Here is a 21811-nt window from a genome sequence, read left to right as displayed (position 1 = left end):
CTCTTGCGGCGAAAAACCCCCGGCGAAAGCCGGCCACCGCTCGGCGCCCCATGGGGTAGGATCCCGGCCCGGTTTTCCGATGACTGACGAGCCCTCTCACCCGGTCCCCGAGCGCTTGGCGGACTTCGAGGTGATCCGCCGCCTGGGCGCTGGCGGAATGGCCGAGGTGTTCCTGGCCAAGCGCCGCGGGGCGGAGGGCACGTACAAGCTCCTCGTCGTGAAACGCATCCTGCCGCAGTTCGGCTCGTCGCGGCGCTTCCGCTCCATGTTCGCCGAGGAAGCGCAGCTCGCGACTCGCCTCAACCATCCGAACATCGTCCAGGTCTACGACTTCCAAGACTACGGCGAGGAGGGGCAGCTCCTCAGCATGGAATACGTCGAGGGCCCGGATCTGCGCAAGGTGATGCGCGCCGCCCGCGGCAACCAGAAGAAGGTTCCGCCTTATGTCGCGGCGTACGTCATCGCGGAGGTCGCCAAGGGCCTGCACTACGCCCACGAGCGCCGGGACGAAGGCGGGGCGCCGCTCGAGATCGTGCACCGCGACGTGTCGCCGCAGAACGTGCTGCTCTCGTTCGAAGGCGCGATCAAGGTCGCGGACTTCGGCATCGCGAGCGCGAACCTGTTCCGCGAAGAGCCCGGCGTGCTCAAGGGCAAGACCGCCTACATGTCGCCGGAGCAGGCGCGGGGCGAGAAGGCGGATCGCCGCACGGACATCTACTCGCTGGGCGTGGTGTTCCACGAGCTCCTGACCGGGCGGCCGCTGCACGGCGCCGCCGAAGGCCAGGAGCTGCTCGAGGCGGTGCGCGCCGGCGCGGTGGAGCCGCCCAGCACCTTCGCCCGGGACGTGCCGCCGGAGCTCGAGGCCATCGTGATGCGCGCGCTGGCCAAGGGCGCCGACGACCGCTTCCAGAACGCCCGCGAGATGGCCGCCGCCATCACCCGAGTCCTGTTCCAGAAGCAGGAGATGATCGACGGGCACGTGGTGGAGGGCGTGCTGTCGCAGCTGGTCAGCCGCGAGCACACCTCGCCGGGCGTGGACGGCGAGATGCAGAGCCAGGCCGAGAGCCAGTTCGGCGACGACGAGAGCGACGGCGGGCGCTCCGCGCAGAGCAGCACCGGCACGGGCTCGGCGGTGCCGGTCGTGCTGCCCACCGACGAGCCGACGGGTCCGGGCCGGCCGATTCGACCCAAGCGGACGCGCGAGGCGGGGCGCGAGGTGCGCCACGTCGCCATCGTGACCTTGCGCCTGCACGGGCTCGACGAGCTGGAGAAGGCCATCGGACCGGGAGGCGCCACTCGGTTCCTGGAGCAGCTGCGCGGCACGCTCGACGAGATCGCCTTCAAGCGCGCGGCGCGCTGGACCTGGGAGGCCCGCCAGGCTCCGGCTGGCGGCGGCGCTCCGTCGCTCTCCACGTCCGCCCGCGCGGTGGTCGGGCTCACCGCCAACCCGGCGCGCGCTCCGTTCGACGCGGCCTGGCTCGCCGTGGACGTCCACGAGGCCATCCACGGCGCCACCGACGATCTGCCCGTGCCGCTCCTGGCCAGCGTGGGCATCGTGCGCGGCGTGGCCACCGGGCGCCGCGACAAGGGCGGGCACTTGGTCGAGCACGCGCTGCAAGAGGCAGCCGACTACCTGTCCGGTCTGCTCGGCGAGCGCGCGCCGGAGGGCGTGACCTGGGTCGCGGGCGGGCTGTACCGCCTGGTGCGACGCGACTTCGTCTGGGGCGACGCTCCGACCATCGTGCTCGACGACGCGGTGGCGCGCGGGCTACCGCAGAACATGCGGATCTACTCGCTGGTGCGCCCGCTGACCCGCGACGAGCGCCTGCACGAGACCGCGCACGCGCCGAGCGATCTGATCGGCCGTGACTCGGAGCTGGCAGATCTCCAGGCCGCGTACCACCAGGCGCTGACACCCGGCCCGAACGGCGGTGCCGGTCAGGTCACCGCGCGCGTCGTGTACGGCGAGATGGGCATCGGCAAGACGGCGCTGGTGGGGACCTTCCTCTCGGAGCTGCCGCCGGACGCGCGCATCCTGAGGGTGGAGTGCTCGCCGTCGCGCACCGAGGTCCCGTTCGCGAACGTCGCGGAGTGGGTTCGACAGCTCACCAACACCAAGATCGATCAACCCATCGAAGAGGTAGCGCAGGCCATCACCGACGTGCTCGGCGACTTCGTGAGCGGGCCCACGGGCCCGGAGATCGTGACGCGTCTGGCCGAGCTGGTGGTCGGACGCGTCGCCGCCGCTTCGGACGAAGGGGACGTCGCGCACTACAAGAAGCTGATCGCCTCCGGCATCCGTCGCTTCTTCGCCCGCGCCGCCTCCAGCTCGCCGCTGGTGGTGATGATCGAAGGGATTCAGTGGAGTGACCGACCCAGTCTGGAGCTGGTGGCCGAGCTGCTCAAGCGCGGCGATCCCATCCCGCTCCTGGCCGTGCTGGTGACGCGGCCCGACGAGGGCACGGCCTCGTACATCGACGGCCTGGTGCGCATCGAGCTCAAGGGGCTCTCGGCGGAGAACCAGATCCGCCTGCTGCAGGCCCGCCTGGGCGCGCGCGAGGGCGTGGCGCAGGTCTGCGCGGATCTGTTGCCCCGCGCCGCGGGCAACCCGTTCTTCCTGATCGAGATGGTGGACGCCTTGCTCGAACGCGGGACGCTCGAGCTGCACGAGCGCCCGGACGGCAGCCAAGAGCTGGTGCGCGTCGAGCGCCCTGGAGAAGCCGGACCCGCGCTGCCGTCCACACTGGAGCAGCTGATCGCCGATCGTCTGGGCGAGCTGCCGGTCGAGGAGCAGGAGATCGTCGAGTGGCTGGCCGTGGCCGGCGGGCCTCTCGACATGGTCGATCTGGACGCGCTGAAGGGTGTGAGCGCCGAGGAGCCGGTCATCCGCTTGTGCGCGCGCGGCCTGTGCGACACCAAGGGCGACAGCGTGGACGTGCGGCACCCGCTCACGCGCGACGTGGCCTACCGCGGGCTCGAGAAGACGACGCGCGAGAGCATGCACCGGCGCCTGGGCCAGCACCTGGCGGCGACGCCGCTGGCGCAGGGGCTCACGGCGGCGATCGTGGCGCGGCACCTCTCGCGCGGCAAGGCGGGCGCCGAGGCCGCGGCTCTCTATCTGGCCGCCGCCGGTGTGGCGCGCGCCAGCTACCAGGTCCAGCTGGCGACTCGCTACTACCGGCGCGCGCTCGCGCTGTTGCCGGAGGACGATCTCAAGCGGCTGGAGGCCCACGAGGCCCTGGAGAACATCACGCGCTTCCAGGGCCGCTGGCGCGAGCGCCGCCGCCACCTCACCGCGCTGCGCCAGCTGGCGCGCAAGGCCGGCTCGCCGAGCTGGGCGGCTACGGCGCTGTTCCGGACGGCGCGCTTCGAGCAGGACGAAGGGCACCTGGCCCGGGGGTTGACCAGCGCCCGGCGCGCCGAGCAGGTGGCCAACCAGGCGCAGATGCCGGTGCTGGAAGCGCAGACGCAGGCGCTGATGAGCGAGATGCTGCGCGATCTGGGCGACATGCAAGGCGCGCTCGCCGCTTGCGACCGCGCGCTCCGCACCGCCAACCACCCCGACGTGCCGCCGCGCTTTCGCGCGGAGGTGCTGCGCACGCGCGGCACGCTGCTCCGGCGCGTGGGCCGCACCGACGAGGCCGTGGACGCCCACGCCGAGGCCATCGCGGTGTTCCGGCAGGCAGGCGCGCGCCGCCAGGAGGCGCGCGCGAAGAACTCGCTCGCCTACGCCCTGTTCGTGCTCGGCCGCTTCGAGGACGCCATCGCCTTGGCCCTGGACGCCATCCGCATCGACCTGGCCATCGGCGGCCGCTTTCAAATCGCGAAGACGCTCTCGAACATCGGCCAGTGCTACGCCCGCCTGGGGGACGTGCAGCGTGGCCTCGCCTACCTGAAGCGCGCCCGGGAAGCGCACGAGCGCTACGGCGATCAGGACGCGCGCGCCGACACGCTCTTGTGTACCGCGGAGGTGTTGCTCGAACTGGGTGACGTGGCTGCGGCCGACACCTTCGTCGGCGACGCGGGGGCGCTCACCGCCGTCACCGGCAGCGCCTACGACTCGGTGCACGAGAAGATCATGCGGGCGCTGCTCGCCCGCGTGACAGACGACTCCGGCAGCGCGGTGATGTTCGCGTTCGACGCGCGCCAGGCAGCGGAGGCGCAGGCCTACGTGGCCTATCACTTCTACGCCATGGCCGTGGAAGCGGCGGCGCGGGCGGACATCGGCGAGTCGCACACCGGCATCTTGCTGGCCACGACCGCGATGGGCGCCATCGAGACCATCCAAGGCTCCGAATACGGCCTGGAGACCCGCGCGCTGTGCCTGGAGGCGCTCGAGCGCTCGGGCTCGCCGCAGGTCACCGAGATGCGCAGGCGGGCGCGCAAGTACGCCCTGGAGCTGTACGACTCGATCCGCGATCCGGAGCTCAAGCACATGTTCGTGAAGCGCGGCGCCGTCGCGAAGTTGTTCGGCAGCGAGCCGCCCGTGCTGCCGGAGATCGCCGGCGCGCCGATCAAGGCCGAGCCGCCACCTCTGCCCTCGGACTTCCCTCCTTCGAGCGAGCCGCCGCCCGCCGCGCCCCGAGAAGACGTTCAGTCGGACGAAGAGATGGGGTAGCGTGCGCCTTCCGTGGAAGGGAAGCGCCAGCACCGACGCCTCGCGGTCATCCTCTCCGGAGGTGGAGCCCGAGGCGCCTACGAGGTCGGGGTGCTCTGGTACCTGTTCGACGAGCTCACGCGCATGCGCGGCGCGCCGCCGCGCGTGGACGTGATCTGCGGTACCAGCGTCGGCGCCATCAACTGCGCGTACCTCGCGGCGCACCTCGCCGATCCGGTGCTGGGCATGCGCCGCCTCGTGGACGTGTGGTCCACGCTCGAGCTCGACGACGTGCTCGGCTTCGGCTGGCGCCAGGCGGTGGGCTTGCCGCGCGTATTGATGGGCGGCGGCGCCGGGGCCGGAGTCTTCGACGTCTCGCCGATGGCGCGGTTGGTCCAGCGCGAGGTGCCCTGGCGGGCCGTGACGCGCACTCTGAAGAGCGGGCTGCTCAAGGCGCTCAGCGTGTCCGCGACGGAGGTGGCCACCGGCCGGACGGTGATCTTCATGCAGACCGGGCCGAACACCTCGCTGCCGACGCGCGCGCCGCCGCGCACGCTGATCCGCGCCGACCGCATCGGGCCGCAGCACGCGCTGGCCTCGGCGGCCATCCCGCTCCTGTTCCCGCCGGTCCAGATCGGCAATCAGCTCTACGTGGACGGTGGCGTGCGCCAGAACACGCCCATCGCTCCGGCAATCCGCCTCGGCGCGACGCACGTCTTCGTGGTCGGGACGTCGCGGCTGGTGCGCGGCGTGGCCCACACCACGCCGGGCAAGCAGTCCTACCCGAGCGCCACGGTGCTGCTCGGCAAGATCATGAACGCCCTCTTGTTGGATCACCTGGACAACGACCTGGGCTTCGTGAACCTCCTGAACGACCTGATGGAGAGCGGCGAGGCCGGCTTCGGCACCGACTTCGTGGACAAGCTCAACGAGGCGGCGGTGATGCGCGGCGGCCACAACTTCCGCCCCATCGAGACCTTGGTGGTGCGACCCACCGAGGGCATCGGCGCGCTGGCCGGCGAGTACATGCGCCTGGGCAAGCTGCGCGCGGGCCCCGTGGTGACCAAGCAGGTCCTGAAGCTGCTCGACGTGGGCGGCATCGACGACGCGGATCTAGCGAGCTACCTGCTCTTCGACGGCGGCTTCGCCCGGCGCCTGATCGACCTGGGGCGCAGCGACGCCCACGCGCGGCGCGCGGAGATCCTGGATTTCCTCGGCGCCGCCGAGGATGACGCGCCCATCGAGGGCGGTGGCGAGGGGGGCAGCTGGACGCTGCCGCCGCCCGCCGTGGGCTGAGCCCTCAGGTCACCGCCAGCGCTGCCTCGAGCTCCGCCTGGGCCTTGCCTTCGCCCTTCTTCTTCGCCAGCTCGATGCCACGGAGGAGCCAGTCCTTGGCCTCCTCGCCCCGGCGGGTGTCGATCAGGAGCTGACCCGCCATCAGGTACATCGGCAGGTAGTCCGGGTCCACCTCGCGCAGCGCCGTGAACGTCGCGAGCGCGTCCTCCGTGCGCCCCTCGCGCTTGTACTCCAGCGCGAGCGCGTAGCGCGCGAACGAATCGGCACTGCCGCTCGCTAGCATCTTCTCGAGCATCTCCAGCCGCTTGTTCATGACCGCGGTGTCGTCGGGCCGGCGGCACGCGGCGTCAAGTGCGCTACAATCGGCCGGTGCTCGCTCCCGGCGCCCGCCTCGCCCACTTCGTGATCCAGCGCCAGCTCGGCGCCGGTGGCATGGGTGTGGTCTACGAGGCCGTGGACGAGACGCTCGGCCGCAAGGTGGCGGTCAAGGTGTTGCCGCCGGAGCTGGTCGGATCCGCGGAACGCCGAGCGCGCTTCTTGCGGGAGGCGCGCTCCGCGGCGGCGATGAGCCACCCGAACATCGCCACGGTGTTCGAGATCGACGAGGCGAACGGGCAGGTGTTCATCGTCATGGAGCTCGTGCCCGGGGAGAGCCTGCGCGATCTCCTGGCCAGAGGTCGGCTGCCGTTCTCGCGCGCGCTGGACATCGCCCTCGGAGTGACGCGGGCCGCCGCTCACGCTCACACGGCCGGGGTCGTCCACCGCGACCTCAAGCCCGAGAACGTGATGGTGCTGCCTGGCGATCAGGTGAAGGTGCTCGACTTCGGCGTGGCCAAGCCGGACGTGGACGCGGCGCTCGCCAACACCTTGCCCGCCAGCGGGGCCATCACCGAAGAAGGCCGCGTGCTCGGCACGCCGGGCTACATGGCGCCGGAGCAGGCGCGGGGCGAGCTCGTGACCGCCCGCTCGGACATCTTCTCCATCGGCGTCGTGCTCTACGAGATGGTGACCGGAGCCCGGCCTTTCCAGGGCAGCTCGTCCATGGACGTGCTGGCTGCGACGACGCGCGACGAGCCGCTGCCGGTGTCCAGTCACAACCCAGGCGCCCCGCCCATCATCGAGAAGCTCGTGCGGCGCTGTCTGGCGAAGCAGCCGAGCGCCCGCTTCGCGAGCGCCGTCGAGCTGGGGAGCGCCCTCGAGGCGGCCGCGCGCGAGGTGTCCGCACACGAGCTGGCCACCACGCAGGCCATGCCGACGCCCTTCCCTTCGTCGCCGCCTCGTCCGGCGAGCGCTCCGAGCACGACGGCGGCGACGGCGCTGCCCGTCACGGCTCCGACGCCGACCGTCGCGCCGCGCCGGCCCGTCGTCGCGCTCGTGCTGGTCGCGCTGGTGTTCGCCGGGTTGAGCTTCGGTGCGTCGAAGGCCATCCAAGGCAAGCGGGCCCGCTCGAGCCCGCTGGCCAGCGCCGCGCTCCCCAGCGCGCGCGTCGAGCCGAAGCTGGGGCTCGACACCCTGGAGCGCTACGGCAGGGAAGCGCGCTCCACCTCCGCGCTCTCGCCGGGCGAGTGGGAGACCGCCGCGCTCGACTTCGAGCGCGCGGCGGCTCAGCCCGGCGCGCCGGTGCGTTGGTCCGCTGCGCGTTCCTTCGCGCTCGGCATGCGCGACATGGCCTTGGGCAAGCTCGACGCCGCCGAAGCCGGCTTGCAGAGCGCGGCGCGGGCCGACCCGAGCTTCGCGCTGCCCCACGTGGGCCTCTCGTCGCTCCTGGTTCGCCAGGGCAAGCCCGACCTGGCCGTGCGCGAGGCGCAGACGGCGCAATCGCTCGAGCCCGACCTCTTGGCCGCCGTGGCCGCGGCGGGTCGCGCCCACTCCGCGGCGGGCCGGCACACCGACGCCATCGAGCAGCTCCGCCGGGCCCTGGAGAAGTCGCCGGTGCCCGGGCTGCGCGCGCAGCTGGCGCTGGCCTACCACCACGGCCGCTACGACGACGCGGCCGTGCGCGAGGCCGAGCTGGTGCTGAAGGAAGATCCGGACAACGTCTCGGCGCGCGTGCTCTTGGCGGAGCGCGCGCTGGAGAAGGGAGACGGCAAGCTCGCCTTCTCGCACAGCGAGCGCGCCGTGGCCGTCGAGCCCCGCAACGACTCCGCTTGGCTCGCGCAGGGCGACGCCCTGTTGCTCCTGAAACGCAACGACGAGGCGAAGCAGGCGCTGGCCGAGGCGGTGCGCTTGTGGAGCGAGGCGAAGCAGGTCGGCGCGCCGGTCTCGCGCCTCGAGGCCGTGAAGGCCGCGCTCGACGCCGGCAAGCTGCCGGCGCCGCGGGTGCAGGTCCGTGCGGGCACGCCTTCGCCGCAGCGCTCGCGGTCTGCGCCGCGGGCGAAGCCGAGCCAGGTGAACCTCTGATTAGTCCGCGCCCGCGTCCCCGACCGGCGCGCCGCTGGGGCCGGTCATCGCGGCGACGCGCAGCCAGAACTCGGCGCAGGTGTCGTTGCGGATCTGGATGATCTCGTCGTCCACGCGCTCGATCACCGCCTGGTTGCCCGCGCTCTCCGAGGTGTTGCCGCCGGACAGCGGGTATTCGTCGAAGGCGAGGTAGGTGACGACGATGGGGGGCGCCACACCCAAGTGGTGCTCGAGCTGGAAGCGTCGCCCCGGCGGGAAGTCGAGGTAGGGCCCCTCCCACGGCGACGTGGTGAAGGTGGTCCCGTCTGCGCTGACGCTGCCGGCGCCGTAGCGAACCGGATCCGAGTCCGTGGTGTTGCAGGGCGGGCTGCAGCCGGAGCCGACCAGCAGCCCGAGCACGCAGGCGAGCGGCGTCTTCGCCATCGCGCGGACTCTACGCGCCCACCCGCGGCGGTTCCAGCCCGGAGTCAGTTCCAGCCCAGGGCAACGATGCGCTTCGCGAGCGCCTCCGCCACCTCTTCGATGCGCGCCAGCTCCGTGGCCCGGAACGGGCGCGAGGCGCGGCCCACCTCGATCATCGCGCTCAGGCGGCCCTCCACCATCACGGGGACCATCGCCACGCCGCGCGGGCCCGGAAGGCAACGGGTCATGCGCCCCGCGATGTAGCGGCCGGCTTCACCCAGCCGCGGCTCGCCCATCACGGTGTGCCCCGCCTGCGCCGCGAGCAGCGCCGGATCGTTGGCGGCCAGGCGCTCGCCGAGCAGCACCTCGGCGTCGGGCCCGTGCGCGAAGCTGGTTACCGTGGCGCCGAGATCGACCCGCGGGATGTGCAGGAAGCCGACGTGGGCGCCGGACGCCGTCACCGCGGTGGACAGGGCCAGGAGCATCGCCTGCTCCGGATCCGTCGCGCTCTCGAGCACGCCCGCCGGATCGACGGCCACTGGGCGCATCGACGGAACCTTGGCGGGCTCGCTGTGCGCGCTGAGCTCCTCCGCCGTGGGCGGGGGCGGGGGCTCGTTGTGAGGGTTGCTCGCGCGCTCCTCGGCGGCAGCGCTCACCGCGGCCAGGTGCTGCACGGCCTCCTCGCGCTTCGCCGCGGAGAGCTGCTCCAGATCGTCGAGGCGGCGCCACACCTTCCAACTGTCGTGGCGCACGAACGCGCCGGCTGGGATGCGTCCCGACTCGACGCCACGGCGCAGTAGCTCGTAGCTGACGGGGCCGACGGCGGTGACGCCGTTGGTCACGAACCAGCGATCCATGCTCGAGATCTGCAGGCCGATGACCGGCTCCGGCGCCGGCGCGGGCTCGGACTCCGGCTCGGGTGCGGCGCAAGGATCCGTCTTCTCCGGCGCCGGCGGGCTGCTGGACTTGGTGGTCACTCGAACTTCCGATGACAACTGCATGAGCTTTCCCCCAACGGCAACTCCTCCCGAGCCCCTCGCTCGGGTGGTGCCGGACCGAGAAGACGGCCTGGCGAGGTAGCGCTCACGGAGCACGCGGCGCTCGTTGGAGGGCCGCGTTTCGCAAAGCCCTGCGCGTGTGTCAAGGGGCCCCCGTTCGACGCGGCGTGCCAAATGCGTGAATTCGTCGGGTTGGGCCCCAAGGTCCTCCCGTCCGGCAGGCCTCGGACTACGCTCTGCGGCGCGATGACCTCAGGCAAGGCGTGGCTCGTGGGTGCGGGTCCGGGCGACCCCGGCCTGATCACCGTGCGTGGGCTCGAAGCGCTCGGCCACGCAGACGTGGTGCTCTACGACGCGCTCGCGCACCCCTCGCTGCTCGAAGCCTGCCCGAACGCGGAGAAGGTCAACGTCGGCAAGCGCTACGGCGTCGAGAGCCCGTCGCAGGACAGCATCAACCAGCAGATCATCGAGCACGCTCGCGCCGGCAAGCGCGTGGTGCGCCTGAAGGGTGGTGATCCGTTCCTGTTCGCGCGCGGCTCCGAAGAGGCGAGCGCGCTGGCCCGCGCCGGCGTTCCGTTCGAGGTGGTGCCCGGGATCCCATCGGCGGTCGGGGCGAGCGCTTACGCAGGGATGTCGCTGACCCATCGCGATCTCTCGTCGAGCGTCACCATCATCACCGGCAGCGACAAGCTGGGCAAGGAGTGGTCGCCGGACGCCTGGAAGAAGCTGGCGACGGCCACCGACACCATCTGCGTGCTGATGGGCATGCGCCGCATCGCAGAGATCGCCGCCGCCATCGTCGAGGGCGGGCGCCCTGCCTCGACCCCCGCCGCGGTCGTGCAGTGGGGCGCGCGTCCAGAGCAGCGCGTGGTCACGGGCACGCTCTCCGACATCGCGAGCCGAGCGCGCGGCGCCGGCTTGACCAACCCCGCCGTGATCATCGTCGGCGAGATAGTGAGCCTGCGCAGCGAGCTGCGCTGGTTCGACAACCGGCCGCTGTTCGGCAAGCGCGTGCTCGTCCCCCGGGCCCCGCACCAGGCCGAGAGCACGGCTCACGCCATCCGCGAGCGCGCCGCGGAGCCGGTGGTGTTTCCGGTGATCGAGATCTGCGATCCGCCGGATCCCGCCCGGCTCGCCCGCGCGGCGGTCGAGGCCTCGAGCTACGACTGGGTGGTCTTTACCAGCGCGAACGGGGTCGAGCGGTTCCTTACCGCGCTCCGCGCCGGCGGCCGGGACGCCCGGGCCTTCGGCTCGGCGAAGGTCGCGGTGATCGGGCCGAAGACCAAGGCCTCGCTCGAGGCCCGTGGCATCGTGGCCGACCTGATGGCGGAGGAGTACGTCGGCGAGGCGGTGGGTCAGGCGCTCCTCGGCCAGGGCCCGGTTCGCCGCGTGCTGATCCCCCGGGCGTTGGTGGCCCGGGACGCGCTGCCGGAGATGTTGCGCAGGGCCGGCGCCGAGGTGGACGTGGTCGCCGCTTACGAGACCCGTCCGGTGTCGGCAGAGCGCGCCGAGAAGCTGCGCGCGCTGCTCACGAGCGGCGGCGTGGACGTGGTCCTATTCACCTCGGGCTCCACGGTCAGCTCGTTGTGCGAGCTCCTCGGGCCGGACGCCGCGGCGCTGCTCGCCAAGGTCACGGTCGGCAGCATCGGCCCGGTCACGAGCCGCGCGCTCGAAGAGCGCGGCGTCGCTCAGGACGTGACGGCTCGGAAGTACACGGTCGCCGGGCTGCTCGACGCCCTCGAGGCCCACTTTTCAGGACACCCGACCTGAACCTCCGTTGATCTCCCGACTAGGCAAGGCCTGGCCCTGGCGGGTACAGTGCCACGTTTTGGAGATCTCCTTCCCCCGCAGGTTCATCACTTCGCTCGGGGTCGCCCTCGGGCTGACCCTCACCTCCGCGTCGCTCGCCCAGCAGACCGACGAGGAGAAAAAAGCCCTCGAAGAGATCGAGAAGAAGGCGGCCGCCGAGAAGAAGAAGGCGCTGGAGAAGATCCGCAAGAAGGCCGAGGAGGACAGGAAGAAGGCCGAGGCCAAGGAGAAGGCCGACCTCGCCAAGAAGAAGAAGGACGAAGAGGCCGCTGCCAAGAAGGCGGAGCGCGAGAAGAAGAAGGAGGAAGAGCGCCAGAAGAAGGAGGGCAAACCCCCGGAGGAGCCGCCCCCTCCCCCTCCGCCTCCGCCCGCCGAGCCGACGCCACCGCCACCTCCACCGCCTCCGCCGCCCGCGGTGCGGCCCGCCGCGACGCCGGTGGAGAGTGTGGGCGCGGCGCGCTGGACCGGGGTCGGCTTCGTGCAACCCGGTGAGGCCGGGGCCGATGCTGGTGCCGCGGGTTCGAGCGGTGTCAAGGTTCCCGGCGTAGCGAACCTCGACAGCCTCTCCCTGGTCTGGATGCGCTTCGGCGCCAGCAAGGCGACCTTCAACCCCATCAACGACGACCGCACCGACGACGACACCGCCTTCGGCATGATCGACGCCGGGATGGGCGTGGGCGCGGAGTTCCGCAACGTGGGGCAACTCTTGATTCCTTGGTTCGACATCGACATCGGGATCCTGAACGGCAGCCGCAAAGAAGAGATCAACGGTCAAGAGACGGGCCGTATCTTCAAGGTCTTCTCCAACCGAGTGAGCGGCCTCTTCGGCATCGACTTCGGTCTGGCAGACTTCGTCTCGGCGGGTCCCTTCGTGGGCTACCGCATGGAGCTCTACTCCGTGTCGTTCCAGCCCGAGTCGAGCTACGAGTCCTCCGAGGCGGCCTTCCACACCGGTCTCCAGTACGGCCTGCACGCGCGCCTGCGCACCAAAGCCAAGCCCAAGGCGCCCTCGACCTTCTTCGCCGACGCGCGCTACGAGTGGCGCGCCGGCGAGTACCAGACCGCCAACTACGCCACGCTCCAGGTGGGCCTGCGGGCGGGCGTCGTCTACTTCACCGGCTGGTATGAGACGCGGCTCGGCTCCTCCGGCGAGTTCACACCGTCGGATGTCGCCGGCACCACCACCAACGAGTCCTTCGCCAACGCCACCGCAGCGTCTTCCCCCATCGAGCAACGCCTGGGGGGCGGGCTCATGATCGCCTTCTTCTGAGCGGGAGTGAGAACCATGCGACGAACGATCACCCTCTTCATCACCGCCGCCGCCTTCGCGGCGTGCGCCGGCCCCGCCAAGACCTTGAAGCTCTCCAGCTACACCTCGACCTCCGGCGACGAATCCGCCAACTGGAAGGGTCTCGAGCCCGGCAACAAGTACGTGCTCTACGCGCCGGCGGGCTCTTGCCAGGTTTCCGCGGCGGCCTCGCTCGGCGAGCTCGAGCAAGGCAAGGGCAGCCCCGTCGCCGGCACCCCCATGGGGACCAGCCTGAGCGTGATCGAGATCACCGACGCCTACGTGCGCACGGGCGGCGACTCGTTCGCGGCGCTCGAAGTGAAAGGGTCCGACGGCGGCAAGCAGTGGCTGAAGCTGCCCGCAGGCGCGTCCCACGGCTGCCTGCAGCCGGTGCCGCCCGGGCTCGAGGAGGCGCGGAAGCTGGTGGGCAAGCAGCTGATGTTCACGCCCTGGGCGCCGAGCTGCACCGAGGTGCAAGCGGCGGGGCGCGCGCCGGCGGCGATGCTGGTGGACGCCGAAGGTGACGTGGCGCTGAAGGTCGAGGGCCTCGGGCTCGGTCCCGGCAGCGCCGTGGCCAAGGCCGCCGGCAAGACGGGCAACCAAGTCTGGGCGAACCTCGGCAACGGCGCGCTCGACGTGCGAGTGGACGTGCTCACCAAGTGCTTCTCGGCGGTCGGCTCGGACGGCGCCACGCGCCCGAACGATCCGTTCGCGTTCCTGCGCCTGCCGGTGACGCGCTGCGAGGAGGACTCCGACGACGGCAAGCCCCACGTGGAGTGCCGGACCACCGTCGGCGTGTGGGAGGGCGTCATGAACGACACCGCCGTCGAGCTCCGCAGCGTGCGCCGCACCCTGGGCGCGGTGCACTTCCTCGAGGGCAAGCTGGTGAACGGCGCGCGCTACGCCCGCACGGTGGTGGCGGTGAGCGTGGGCAGCGCGCCGGATTCGCGCCGCCAGCGCCTGTACGCCGCGCTCACCCCCGCGATGCAGAAGGCCATGGCGCGGGACGCCGGCGGCGTCCGCGTCACGACGGCGGGCGCCAGCGATGCCACCTACAGGATCGGCGTCGAGCTCGCGGAGATCAACATCGGGGAGCTCCAGACCTCTGAGGTGCCGCAGACCACGAAGTACAAGGTGCGGGACGAGACTCGCGACAACCCGGACAAGCCGGCGGCTCGTGAGCGCGTGGCCACCGCGCGCAGCACGCTCAGCACGGCAGAGTCGGACTACCAGACGCGGAAGGCCGACTTCGACCGGCTCAAGCGCGAGGCGAGGGCGGAGTGCGACCGCATCGCCTCCGAGCAGAAGGACGCCTGGGCGCGCATCGCGGCCGGCACCGGCTGCGCCGCCGCGGACGCGCTGATCCAGCCCAGCGACTCCGACGTGGTGGCGGCGCGCAACGAGCTCAGCGCCGCCGAGACCGAGCTGGCCAAGATGCCCGACACCATCACGGTGCCGATCATGGCCGACTGGACCTACACCAAGAAGCTGTACTCGCGCTCGGTGACCAGCACGCTCAGCATCTCGCTCCAGCCGGCGGACGCGCCGTCGCCGAAGACCTTCCAGACGCCGCTCCAGTACACCTGGCAGGACTACGAGGTGCAGGCCGACGCCGCGCACAACGTGCAAGGGCACGCGCCGGACCGCGGTCCCATCGACAACGCCGAGGGGCTCGTGCCGTACATCGCGGCGGCCGCCAGCTCGGCCATCGCGACGCGCTTCCGGGCGGCGATGGCCGAGGCGCAGATCGAGGCGGCGCGCCGGGCGATGGCCGCGGCCGGTCTCGAGGCGAGCAAGCCGGGCTTCGAGACGGTGGACGCGCTAGCCTACGACACCGTGGGCAAGCGCCTGGAGAAGCCGCTCTTGCGGGGCAGCTCGACGCTCGCGCAGGGCAAGGCGCTGCCGCTGCCGGCGGACGCGCTCAGCTTGAGCGCGGATCAGTGCGTGTTGGCCGTCGCCGCGGGCACGGCGGAGAACCCTCTCGCGCTGGCCATCCGCACCGGGGACCGCGCGTTCGCCGACACGCGAGAGGGCGGCTTCGCGGTGGTCGAGTTGTGCCAGCCGGAGCTTGCCGGCGGCAAGGTCCCCAGCATCGAGGTCTCGAGCAAGTCGCCGGGCGCGGTGAAGTGGACGCTGTTCCGCACCCGCGCCGCGGCAGGAGGTGGCTCGTGAAGCGCGCTCTCTTCGCGTCACTGATCGTGGTGCTGCTCGGCTGCGAGGACTCCGGTCCCGTGCCGTTCACCGGCAAGAACCTGTTCGGCAGCGGCGCGTCTCCCGGCGGCGGCGGCTCGAGCAGCGCGAGTTGCGAGAGCCTCTGCTCCCAGTTCATCTCGAAGTGTGGTTCGGCGTCGCCTTCGAGCTGTTCTACGCTGTGTGACGCCTACAGCGTGTCGCAGTTCCAGTGTGCGCTAGGTACCAGCTGCGGCTCCGCTTCGCAGTGCTTTGGTTCCGGCTCCGGCGGCTCAGCCGGTTATGGCGGTTCGAGCGGTTATGGCGGTTCGAGCGGTTATGGCGGTTCGAGCGGCTCTGGCGGCTATGCGGGGTCGGGCGGCACGAGCTCGTGCGCAGGCCATTGCGGCGAGAGCAACGCACAGCCTTCCGGATGCTACTGCGACTCGGTATGCGTGGCGAACGGCGACTGCTGTCCCGACTACCAGGTCTACTGCGAGTAGGCTGCGGCGGCGTCAGATCCGTCAGCTCCTTCCCAAGCCACCCGCCCGCCTACCCAGGTCGCCTCGACCCGGGCCTCCCCGAGCGCTCGCAGCGGATCCGCGCTCAGCACCACGAAGTCGGCGCGCTTACCCGGCTCCAGCGTGCCGCGGCTCTCGAGCTCGCCGCACACGCGGGCGGCTTCGCGGGTGTACATGGCCAGCGCTTCGGCCGGCTCGATCGCCTGGCCGGGGTCGAGCACGTCGCCGGACGCCGTCTTGCGTGTGATCGCGCTCTGCATGGCGGCGAGCGGATCGAAGTCGATGACCGGCGCGTCCGAGCTGCCGGCGACGCACGCGCCGGCGTCGAGCAGCGCACGCAGCGGCATGGTGGCGAACGTCTTCGGCATACGCACCAGGTCCATGGCCGGCAAGCGCAAGAACGCCGGCTGAACGACCACGGAGATGCCCGCGTCGGCGATCCGGCGCGGCTGATCGGGGCGCAAGAACGAGGCGTGCTCGATGCGCGGCGCGGGCACGTCCCTTTGCCGGCTGCGGGCCGCCATCACCGCCGCCAGCACCTCGTCGGTGGCGGCGTTGCCGATGGCGTGCATCGCCAGCGAGAACCCAGCGTCCGTCGCCCGCGCCACGAGCTCGCGGGCCTCTCTGCCCTCCAGGAACGAGAAACCCGTGCGCCACTGCCCGGCCATGCGCCTCGGCCCGGTGTCGGCCATGGTGCGGAGCACGTCCCAGCGCCGCGCGCGCAGCGCACCCCGCAGGCCCGAAAGCGACAGGCGCACGATGTCGGCGCTCGACGCGCAGATTGCGCAGCGGTTGGCGCCGTCGAAGATCAGCTTCAGCGGGCCGACGCGGTAGCGGTCGCCGCCCTCGCCGGTGCGCGGGCCGCGCTCGACGACGTCCCAGCCCGGGCGGAGATAGCCGAGCTCCGAGACCGGCATCGCGGTCACGCCCACGCGCAGGCGCCCCTCGGCGAGCGCGCGGCGGTAGAGCGCGTCCATCTCCGAGGGCACGGTGGGATCCGCGACGTGGGTGACGCCCACGCGGAACAGCTCTTCTTGCGCGGCGTCGAGCCGGGCGAGCACCGCGTCGGCGGAGCGCGCCAGTCGGTCCGGAACGCCCAGGCGCTCGACGGGACACAGCGCTGCCTCGACCAACCGCCCCGTCAGCCTGCCGCGTCGGTCGCGCTCGTGGCTGCCGCCGGGTGGCTCCGGGCTCGTGTCGTCGATCTTGGCGAGCGCGAGCGCGCGGCTGCTCGCGACGAGCTCGTGGCAGCTGTAGTGGAACAACAGCACCGGGTGCTCCGGGCAGGCCGCGTCGAGCTCCCAGCGAGTCGGGTGGCGGCGCTCCGCCAGCTCGAGCTCGTCGTAACCCCAGCCGACGACCCACGCGCCGCGCTCGAGCTTTGCGGCCGCTTTGGCCAGGCGCGCGAGCAGCGAGTCGATGTCGGCTGCGGCGGCGGGCCGGCAGTCGATGCCGGTCTCGAGCGCGCAGCGCATCGACAGGTGGTGGTGCGCGTCCACGAACCCCGGCACGACGACACGGGTGCCCAGATCGACTCGGGTCGCCCCCGGAAAGCGCGCGGCGAGCTCGTTCCGGGCGCCCACCGCGACGACACGTTCCCCCTCCAGCGCCAGGGCGTCGCCCGTCCCGGCCGCTAAGGTGTGGATCGTCTTGGCGAATATGAGCCGCATCGGGGTCCGCAGATGCTGCGCCAGGGTGCACCCTGCAAATGACGCCCGTCAACGCGGACTGTCCCCAAACCGACCAAAATGGGCGCCTGGGAGGCCGCTCACATGTTCGAATCGCGCCCGGTTGCCTTGTCGCTTCTGCTCGGTCTGACTCTCTGGGGCGGGGCGAGCTGTAGTCAGCGCGACGTCGAAGCGGAGGGTAGCTACTACGACCGCAAGATCTCGCCCATCCTGACCGGCTCGTGCGTGGTCAGCCCGACGGGCTCGCAGTGTCACATCGTCGCCGACGACCGCGGCAACGCCCTCGGCAACCTCGACGTGACCAGCTACGAGATGGTCGCGAAGCGCAAGGACCTCTTGGCGAAGTACGGGCCCTACGGCATGCCCGCGCTGCTCGCCAAGGCCGTCTCGCCGCAGATGCTGAAGCTGACGCACTACGACGGGCAGGACGTCCTGATCCAGACCGACATCCCGCACGCCGGCGGCTCGATCCTGGACACGGGCTCGGCGGGCTTCCGCACCATCTTGGCCTGGCTCGAGCGGGGCGCGACCAAGAACAACGCGGCGCCGAAGCAGCCGGAAATCGAGCGCGACCCCTGCGTCGAGAGCATCGGCACCGACGCGCTCTTCGACAAGACCAAGGACCCGACGAACCCCGACTACCAGCTCTTCCTCGACAAGGTGAACCCTTGGCTGGTGAAGAACTGCGCGGCGGGGAACTGCCACGGCACGACGGAGGCGGCGTTTCCGATCTCCTGCGGGAAGACCGACGAGCAGAAACGCTGGAACTACTTCTCTGCCAGCGACTACGTCGCCGTCTCGCCGCAGTTCAGCGAGATCCTGACGCGGCCGCTGAACCCCGCCTACGGCGGAGTGTACCACCAGGGCGGCTGGGTCTTCGACTCCACGAACGACGACGACTACAAGACCGTGCTCGACTGGGCGACGCAGCACGGCGGCCCGACCAACATCCCGACCGATCCGGGCTTCGACTTCTTCGCCCGGCGCGTGCAGCCGATGCTGGTCAAGCGCGGCTGCGTGCTGCTCGGCTGCCACTCGTCGCCGGTGTTCAACGAGTTCCGACCGCGCCCGCCCAGCGGCGGGCACTTCGGCATCGCGTCCAGCCGGCACAACTACCACGACGTGCTGAAGCAGGTCGCCATCGAGTCGCCGGATCCGAACGCCGGTCGGCTGATCCGCAAGAACCTCGAGCCCGGTCCGGGCAACCCCGGCATTCGCCACCGCGGCGGCCCGCTCTTCGCCCTGGGCGGCGACCCGAGCGCGTGCGATCTGCAAGCCGCCGAGACCGGTCCGCTCGACGAGCAGACCCCCTATTGCGTGCTGGTGGCCTGGATCGCCAAGGAGCGCGCGGAGCGCCTGAAGAACCTCCCGCCGCTGTCGGGCATCGTCTACGTGAAGCGCGCGCCGCTCGGCCAGCCGGAGACGATGCAAGACTGGGAGACGTACCGGCCCGGTGCGGATCTGCGCTGGGTGGACGCCTCCCTGGACGCGAACGGAGCCATCACCAGCGGCGGTGGTGACGCCAGCCTGCTCGGCGGCTGCGGCCTGAACGCGACGACGGCCGACGTGCGCCGCCCGATGGTCTCCTGGGACGGCAAGAGGATCGCGTTTGGAGCGCGGAGCGCCGCCAGCGAGCCCTACAAGGTCTACGTGATGAACGCCGACGGCTCGGCCTGCGCGCCGGAGCCGATCATCAACGCGCCGCCGACCGACAATACCGGCGCCCCGGTGCCCGACAACGGAGAGCTGATCCACAACTTCGATCCCGCGTTCGCGCCCGATGGCGGCATCGTGTTCACCTCCAGCCGCGGCAACATCCTGGCGGGTCACATGTTCCCCGGACCGCAGCGCTCGGCGGCCGACCCTTCCAAGCTGAACGCGAACCTGTACGTGCTCGAGAAGGGAAAGATCCGCCAGGTGACGTTCCTGTCGAACCAGGAGATGTACCCGGCGTTCAAGATCAACGGGCAGCTCTTGATGACCACCGAGAAGCGGACGCCCGGCTTCTACCAACTCGCCGCGCGACGCATCAACCTGGACGGCGGCGACTACCACCCGCTGTTCGGGCAGCGCGCGCACTTCGGTCACCTCCAGCTGACGGAGACCTCGCAGCTGCTCGACCAGAACTTCGTCGGCATCGCCAGCGACCGCGGCGCCGCGAACCTGGCCGGCGCCCTGGTCGTCATCAACCGCTCCATCGGTCAGGACAACGTCAGCCAGAACCCTGACGACTACGCGGAAGATCCGGACGCGCTCGAGTACGCCAAGACGCCGTTTTATCAGCGCTCGCTCACCAACGTCGATCCGGCGGCGACCGGTCGCGTCGGCCAGCCGACGCAGGGCGCCTACCGCAACCCGTCGCTCTTGCCGAACGGTGACATCCTGGTCAGCTACGCCGCGAACGTGGTCGATCTCGGCAACTTCAGCGGCAACTTCGACGTGGTTGCGGTGGATCCGGCCACCGGACAGCGCACGCCGCTGCCGGGGCTGTCCGACCCCGCCGCCGACGAGATCTGGCCGGTCGCGGTGTTCGGTCGCATCGATCGCGGCGTCTTTCGCACCACCCCCGGCGGCGACTCGGTGTTCCACGGCGTGGTCTACCAGGAGGACGACGATCAGAAGCGCACCGATCGCTTCCAGCTCAACATCGTGGACTTCCCGATGATCGCCGCGATGCTGTTCCAGAGCACGCGCTCGGGCCGTCACGTGAACACCGAGATGAAGTCGTTCGAGGCCTGGGCCAGCGTGCCGCCGAACATAAAGAGCTTCGCCGAGGCGAGCCCGAACGTCGCCGAGGACGAGTACGGCAAAGTCTGGGCGTACCGGGTCAAGGTCGGCACGGTGCCGCTGCTAGCCGACGGCTCGGTCAAGGTGCAGGCGCCGGCGGGCTATCCCGTGGTGCTCGCGGTGGAGCAGCAGCTCAAGGGCGACACGAAGCCCACGCTCCACCACCAGCGCGAGGAGCTCCAGTTCTACCCGGGCGAATGGCTGACCTTGTCGTTCCGGCGCGAGGTGTTCAACAACTTCTGCGGCGGCTGCCACGGTCCGACCACGGGCAAGGAGTTCGACGTCTCGATCAAGCCCGACATCATCAGCCACGCCTCCAAGTCCGACCAGCGGAACGCCAAGCCCCTGGACGCCGCCTCGGGCTTCAAGCCCGAGACCTTCATGGGGCCGCCGTATCCCTGAAGCTCGAAGCGCCGCCCGAGCCGTGGCATCCTGACCGGATGAGGCGATTCGGTGCGGTGGACACGTATGCCCGGTGGCTGTTCGCGGCGCTCGGCGTGGCGGTGCCGGCCTGCGGCGGTGACAGCGAGAGCGGCGGCAGCGGCAACGCGCACCCCTGCAAGGACCCGCAGCCGCTCCTGGTGAACGGGCAGCCCACGGGGGTGGAGAGCTGCGGCCCGGGGGCGGTACGACGGCGCGAGGCACTGACGTGTCCGGAGGCGATGCCCCGGGTGAACCCGTGCACGGCCACCAACATGAACTGCTCCGCCGACGCGGACTGCAACGCCGGGCCCCACGGCTACTGCGCGTTCAACCAGGGAGGCGGCGGCGCGCCGTCGTCCTGCAACTGCAACTATGGCTGCACCAACGACAGCGAGTGCGCCGACGGACAGCGCTGCTTGTGCGGCGATCCCGTGGGTCGCTGCGTGCCCGCGACGTGCAGCACGTCGAGCGACTGCCAGAGCGGCTTCGACTGCGTGACGCCGGTGGGGGCGTGCTCCGCGCCCAGCCTGAACTGCCAGACCAAGGCGGACGAGTGCTCGAGCGACGACGACTGTCCCACCACGGGCTACTGCGGGGTCGGGACCGACGGCCAGCGGGTCTGCACCATGAATGGCTGCGCGGGCCTCGGCCGCCCGTTCCTGGTCGAGGGCGCGGCGCGCCTGGCCGAGGTCTGCGGGCGGCGCGACTACGCGAAGGCGGACGCGCCCTCGCTCGCCGGACTGACCCGAGCCGAGCGGTTGATCCTCGCCGAGCACTGGACCCGGGTGGGCCTGATGGAGCACGCCTCGGTGGCCGCCTTCGCGCGCTTCACGTTGCAGCTCCTCGCGCTCGGCGCGCCCGCCGAGCTGGTGCGCCAGAGCTGCGGGGCTCAAGCGGACGAGACGGAGCACGCCGTGCTCGCGTTCGCGTTCGCGAGCGCCTACGCCGGGAGCCCGCTGGGCCCGGGGCCGCTCGACATGAGCGGCGCGCTGCCGCCGCTCGACGCGCGGCAGGTGCTCGGCGACGTGATCCGCGAGGGTTGCATCGGCGAGACCCTGGCTGCGGTGGAGGCCGAGCACGGCGCGGAGCACGCCGCCGATCCAGCGGTGCGCGCGGCGCTGTCTGGCGTCGCGCGGGACGAGACTCGCCACGCCGCGCTCGCCTGGCGCTTCGTCGGCTGGCTGCTCGATGTCCAGCCCGAGCTTCGCGCATTCGCCCGGGCCGAGCTCGCGCGGGCCGCCGCCGAGGTGCGCGCCCACACGCTGCCACCTGCTCGGGACGGCGCGGAGAAGAAGCGCGCGCTCGGCATGATCGACGAGCGCGAGCGAGCTGAGCTCCGGCGCGACGCCCTCGAGCGAGTGGTGGCGCCCGCCGCGACGGCGCTACTGGGCGCGCCGTCGGAGCGGACCTGCGCGCCCGCGTGACGAGCAGGG

13 protein-coding genes and 1 pseudogene are annotated in these 21811 nt (G+C 71.3%); 9 read left to right on the top strand and 5 right to left on the bottom strand.

Annotation, left to right across the window (positions count from 1 at the left end; genetic code table 11):
• The first annotated feature begins 79 nt into the window (after positions 1-79).
• Both HS104_22735 and HS104_22730 read left to right on the top strand, forming a co-directional pair.
• Entirely contained in the window at positions 80-4618 is a 4539-nt protein-coding gene (locus HS104_22735) for a protein kinase (protein ID MBE7482779.1), read from the top strand.
• 12 nt (positions 4619-4630) lie between these two features.
• Complete coding sequence (locus tag HS104_22730; GenBank protein MBE7482778.1) at positions 4631-5893, top strand: patatin-like phospholipase family protein; 1263 nt, start codon at positions 4631-4633, stop codon at positions 5891-5893.
• A gap of 4 nt (positions 5894-5897) precedes the next feature.
• On the opposite strand, the gene HS104_22725 is transcribed toward HS104_22730, so the two are convergent.
• Positions 5898-6206, bottom strand: a complete 309-nt coding sequence (locus HS104_22725) for a tetratricopeptide repeat protein (protein ID MBE7482777.1) — start codon at positions 6204-6206, stop codon at positions 5898-5900.
• Positions 6207-6262: 56 nt separating this feature from the next.
• Here HS104_22725 and HS104_22720 point away from each other — a divergent pair, with 56 nt between their 5' ends.
• Positions 6263-8293, top strand: a complete 2031-nt coding sequence (locus HS104_22720; protein MBE7482776.1) for a protein kinase — start codon at positions 6263-6265, stop codon at positions 8291-8293.
• Here the strand turns inward: HS104_22720 and HS104_22715 are convergent, their stop codons facing one another.
• The gene (locus HS104_22715; protein ID MBE7482775.1) at positions 8294-8716 is read right to left on the bottom strand and encodes a hypothetical protein; all 423 of its coding nucleotides are present in this window, start codon (positions 8714-8716) and stop codon (positions 8294-8296) included.
• 44 nt (positions 8717-8760) lie between these two features.
• A complete protein-coding gene (locus HS104_22710; GenBank protein ID MBE7482774.1) occupies positions 8761-9672 on the bottom strand; it encodes a DUF4339 domain-containing protein in 912 nt (303 codons plus the stop codon).
• A gap of 267 nt (positions 9673-9939) precedes the next feature.
• Between HS104_22710 and cobA the strand changes: the two genes are divergently transcribed.
• On the top strand, positions 9940-11463 hold the full coding sequence (gene cobA / locus HS104_22705) for a uroporphyrinogen-III C-methyltransferase (GenBank protein MBE7482773.1): 1524 nt from the start codon (positions 9940-9942) through the stop codon (positions 11461-11463).
• Positions 11464-11832: 369 nt separating this feature from the next.
• Here the strand turns inward: cobA and HS104_22700 are convergent.
• Positions 11833-11910: pseudogene (locus tag HS104_22700) on the bottom strand (dicarboxylate/amino acid:cation symporter).
• A 169-nt stretch (positions 11911-12079) separates the two neighbouring features.
• Between HS104_22700 and HS104_22695 the strand changes: the two are divergent.
• Genes HS104_22695 through HS104_22685 form a run of 3 tightly spaced genes read left to right on the top strand, consistent with a single transcriptional unit; the run spans position 12080 to position 15462 of the window.
• A complete protein-coding gene (locus HS104_22695; protein ID MBE7482772.1) occupies positions 12080-12772 on the top strand; it encodes a hypothetical protein in 693 nt (230 codons plus the stop codon).
• Positions 12773-12787: 15 nt separating this feature from the next.
• Positions 12788-14962 carry a hypothetical protein gene (locus tag HS104_22690; GenBank protein ID MBE7482771.1) on the top strand — a complete coding sequence of 725 codons (2175 nt, stop codon included), beginning with the start codon at positions 12788-12790 and terminating at the stop codon, positions 14960-14962.
• Positions 14959-15462 (top strand): hypothetical protein, encoded by a 504-nt coding sequence (locus HS104_22685; protein ID MBE7482770.1) that lies wholly within the window; start codon positions 14959-14961, stop codon positions 15460-15462. Before HS104_22690 ends, HS104_22685 begins: the two co-directional genes overlap by 4 nt.
• Here the strand turns inward: HS104_22685 and HS104_22680 are convergent.
• On the bottom strand, positions 15450-17150 hold the full coding sequence (locus tag HS104_22680) for an amidohydrolase (protein ID MBE7482769.1): 1701 nt from the start codon (positions 17148-17150) through the stop codon (positions 15450-15452). The two genes, HS104_22685 and HS104_22680, sit on opposite strands and share 13 nt — an antisense overlap.
• A gap of 102 nt (positions 17151-17252) precedes the next feature.
• Here HS104_22680 and HS104_22675 point away from each other — a divergent pair, with 102 nt between their 5' ends.
• The gene (locus HS104_22675; GenBank protein MBE7482768.1) at positions 17253-20357 is read left to right on the top strand and encodes a PD40 domain-containing protein; all 3105 of its coding nucleotides are present in this window, start codon (positions 17253-17255) and stop codon (positions 20355-20357) included.
• Positions 20358-20395: 38 nt separating this feature from the next.
• Positions 20396-21802 (top strand): ferritin-like domain-containing protein, encoded by a 1407-nt coding sequence (locus HS104_22670; GenBank protein MBE7482767.1) that lies wholly within the window; start codon positions 20396-20398, stop codon positions 21800-21802.
• Positions 21803-21811: the final 9 nt, after the last annotated feature.

This window comes from Polyangiaceae bacterium (assembly GCA_015075635.1).
Lineage (GTDB): Bacteria > Myxococcota_A > Polyangia > Polyangiales > Polyangiaceae > JADJKB01.
Note: the sequence above shows the minus strand (reverse complement) of the source record. Positions and strands in the feature narration are given on the sequence as shown.

Excerpts from the sequence above, each read along its gene's own strand:
- HS104_22735 (MBE7482779.1), top strand. The coding sequence starts at position 80 with ATGACTGACGAGCCCTCTCACCCGGTCCCCGAGCGCTTGGCGGACTTC.
- HS104_22725 (MBE7482777.1), bottom strand. The coding sequence starts at position 6,206 with ATGAACAAGCGGCTGGAGATGCTCGAGAAGATGCTAGCGAGCGGCAGT.
- HS104_22715 (MBE7482775.1), bottom strand. The coding sequence starts at position 8,716 with ATGGCGAAGACGCCGCTCGCCTGCGTGCTCGGGCTGCTGGTCGGCTCC.
- cobA (MBE7482773.1), top strand. The coding sequence starts at position 9,940 with ATGACCTCAGGCAAGGCGTGGCTCGTGGGTGCGGGTCCGGGCGACCCC.
- HS104_22695 (MBE7482772.1), top strand. The coding sequence starts at position 12,080 with ATGCGCTTCGGCGCCAGCAAGGCGACCTTCAACCCCATCAACGACGAC.
- HS104_22690 (MBE7482771.1), top strand. The coding sequence starts at position 12,788 with ATGCGACGAACGATCACCCTCTTCATCACCGCCGCCGCCTTCGCGGCG.
- HS104_22680 (MBE7482769.1), bottom strand. The coding sequence starts at position 17,150 with ATGCGGCTCATATTCGCCAAGACGATCCACACCTTAGCGGCCGGGACG.
- HS104_22675 (MBE7482768.1), top strand. The coding sequence starts at position 17,253 with ATGTTCGAATCGCGCCCGGTTGCCTTGTCGCTTCTGCTCGGTCTGACT.
- HS104_22670 (MBE7482767.1), top strand. The coding sequence starts at position 20,396 with ATGAGGCGATTCGGTGCGGTGGACACGTATGCCCGGTGGCTGTTCGCG.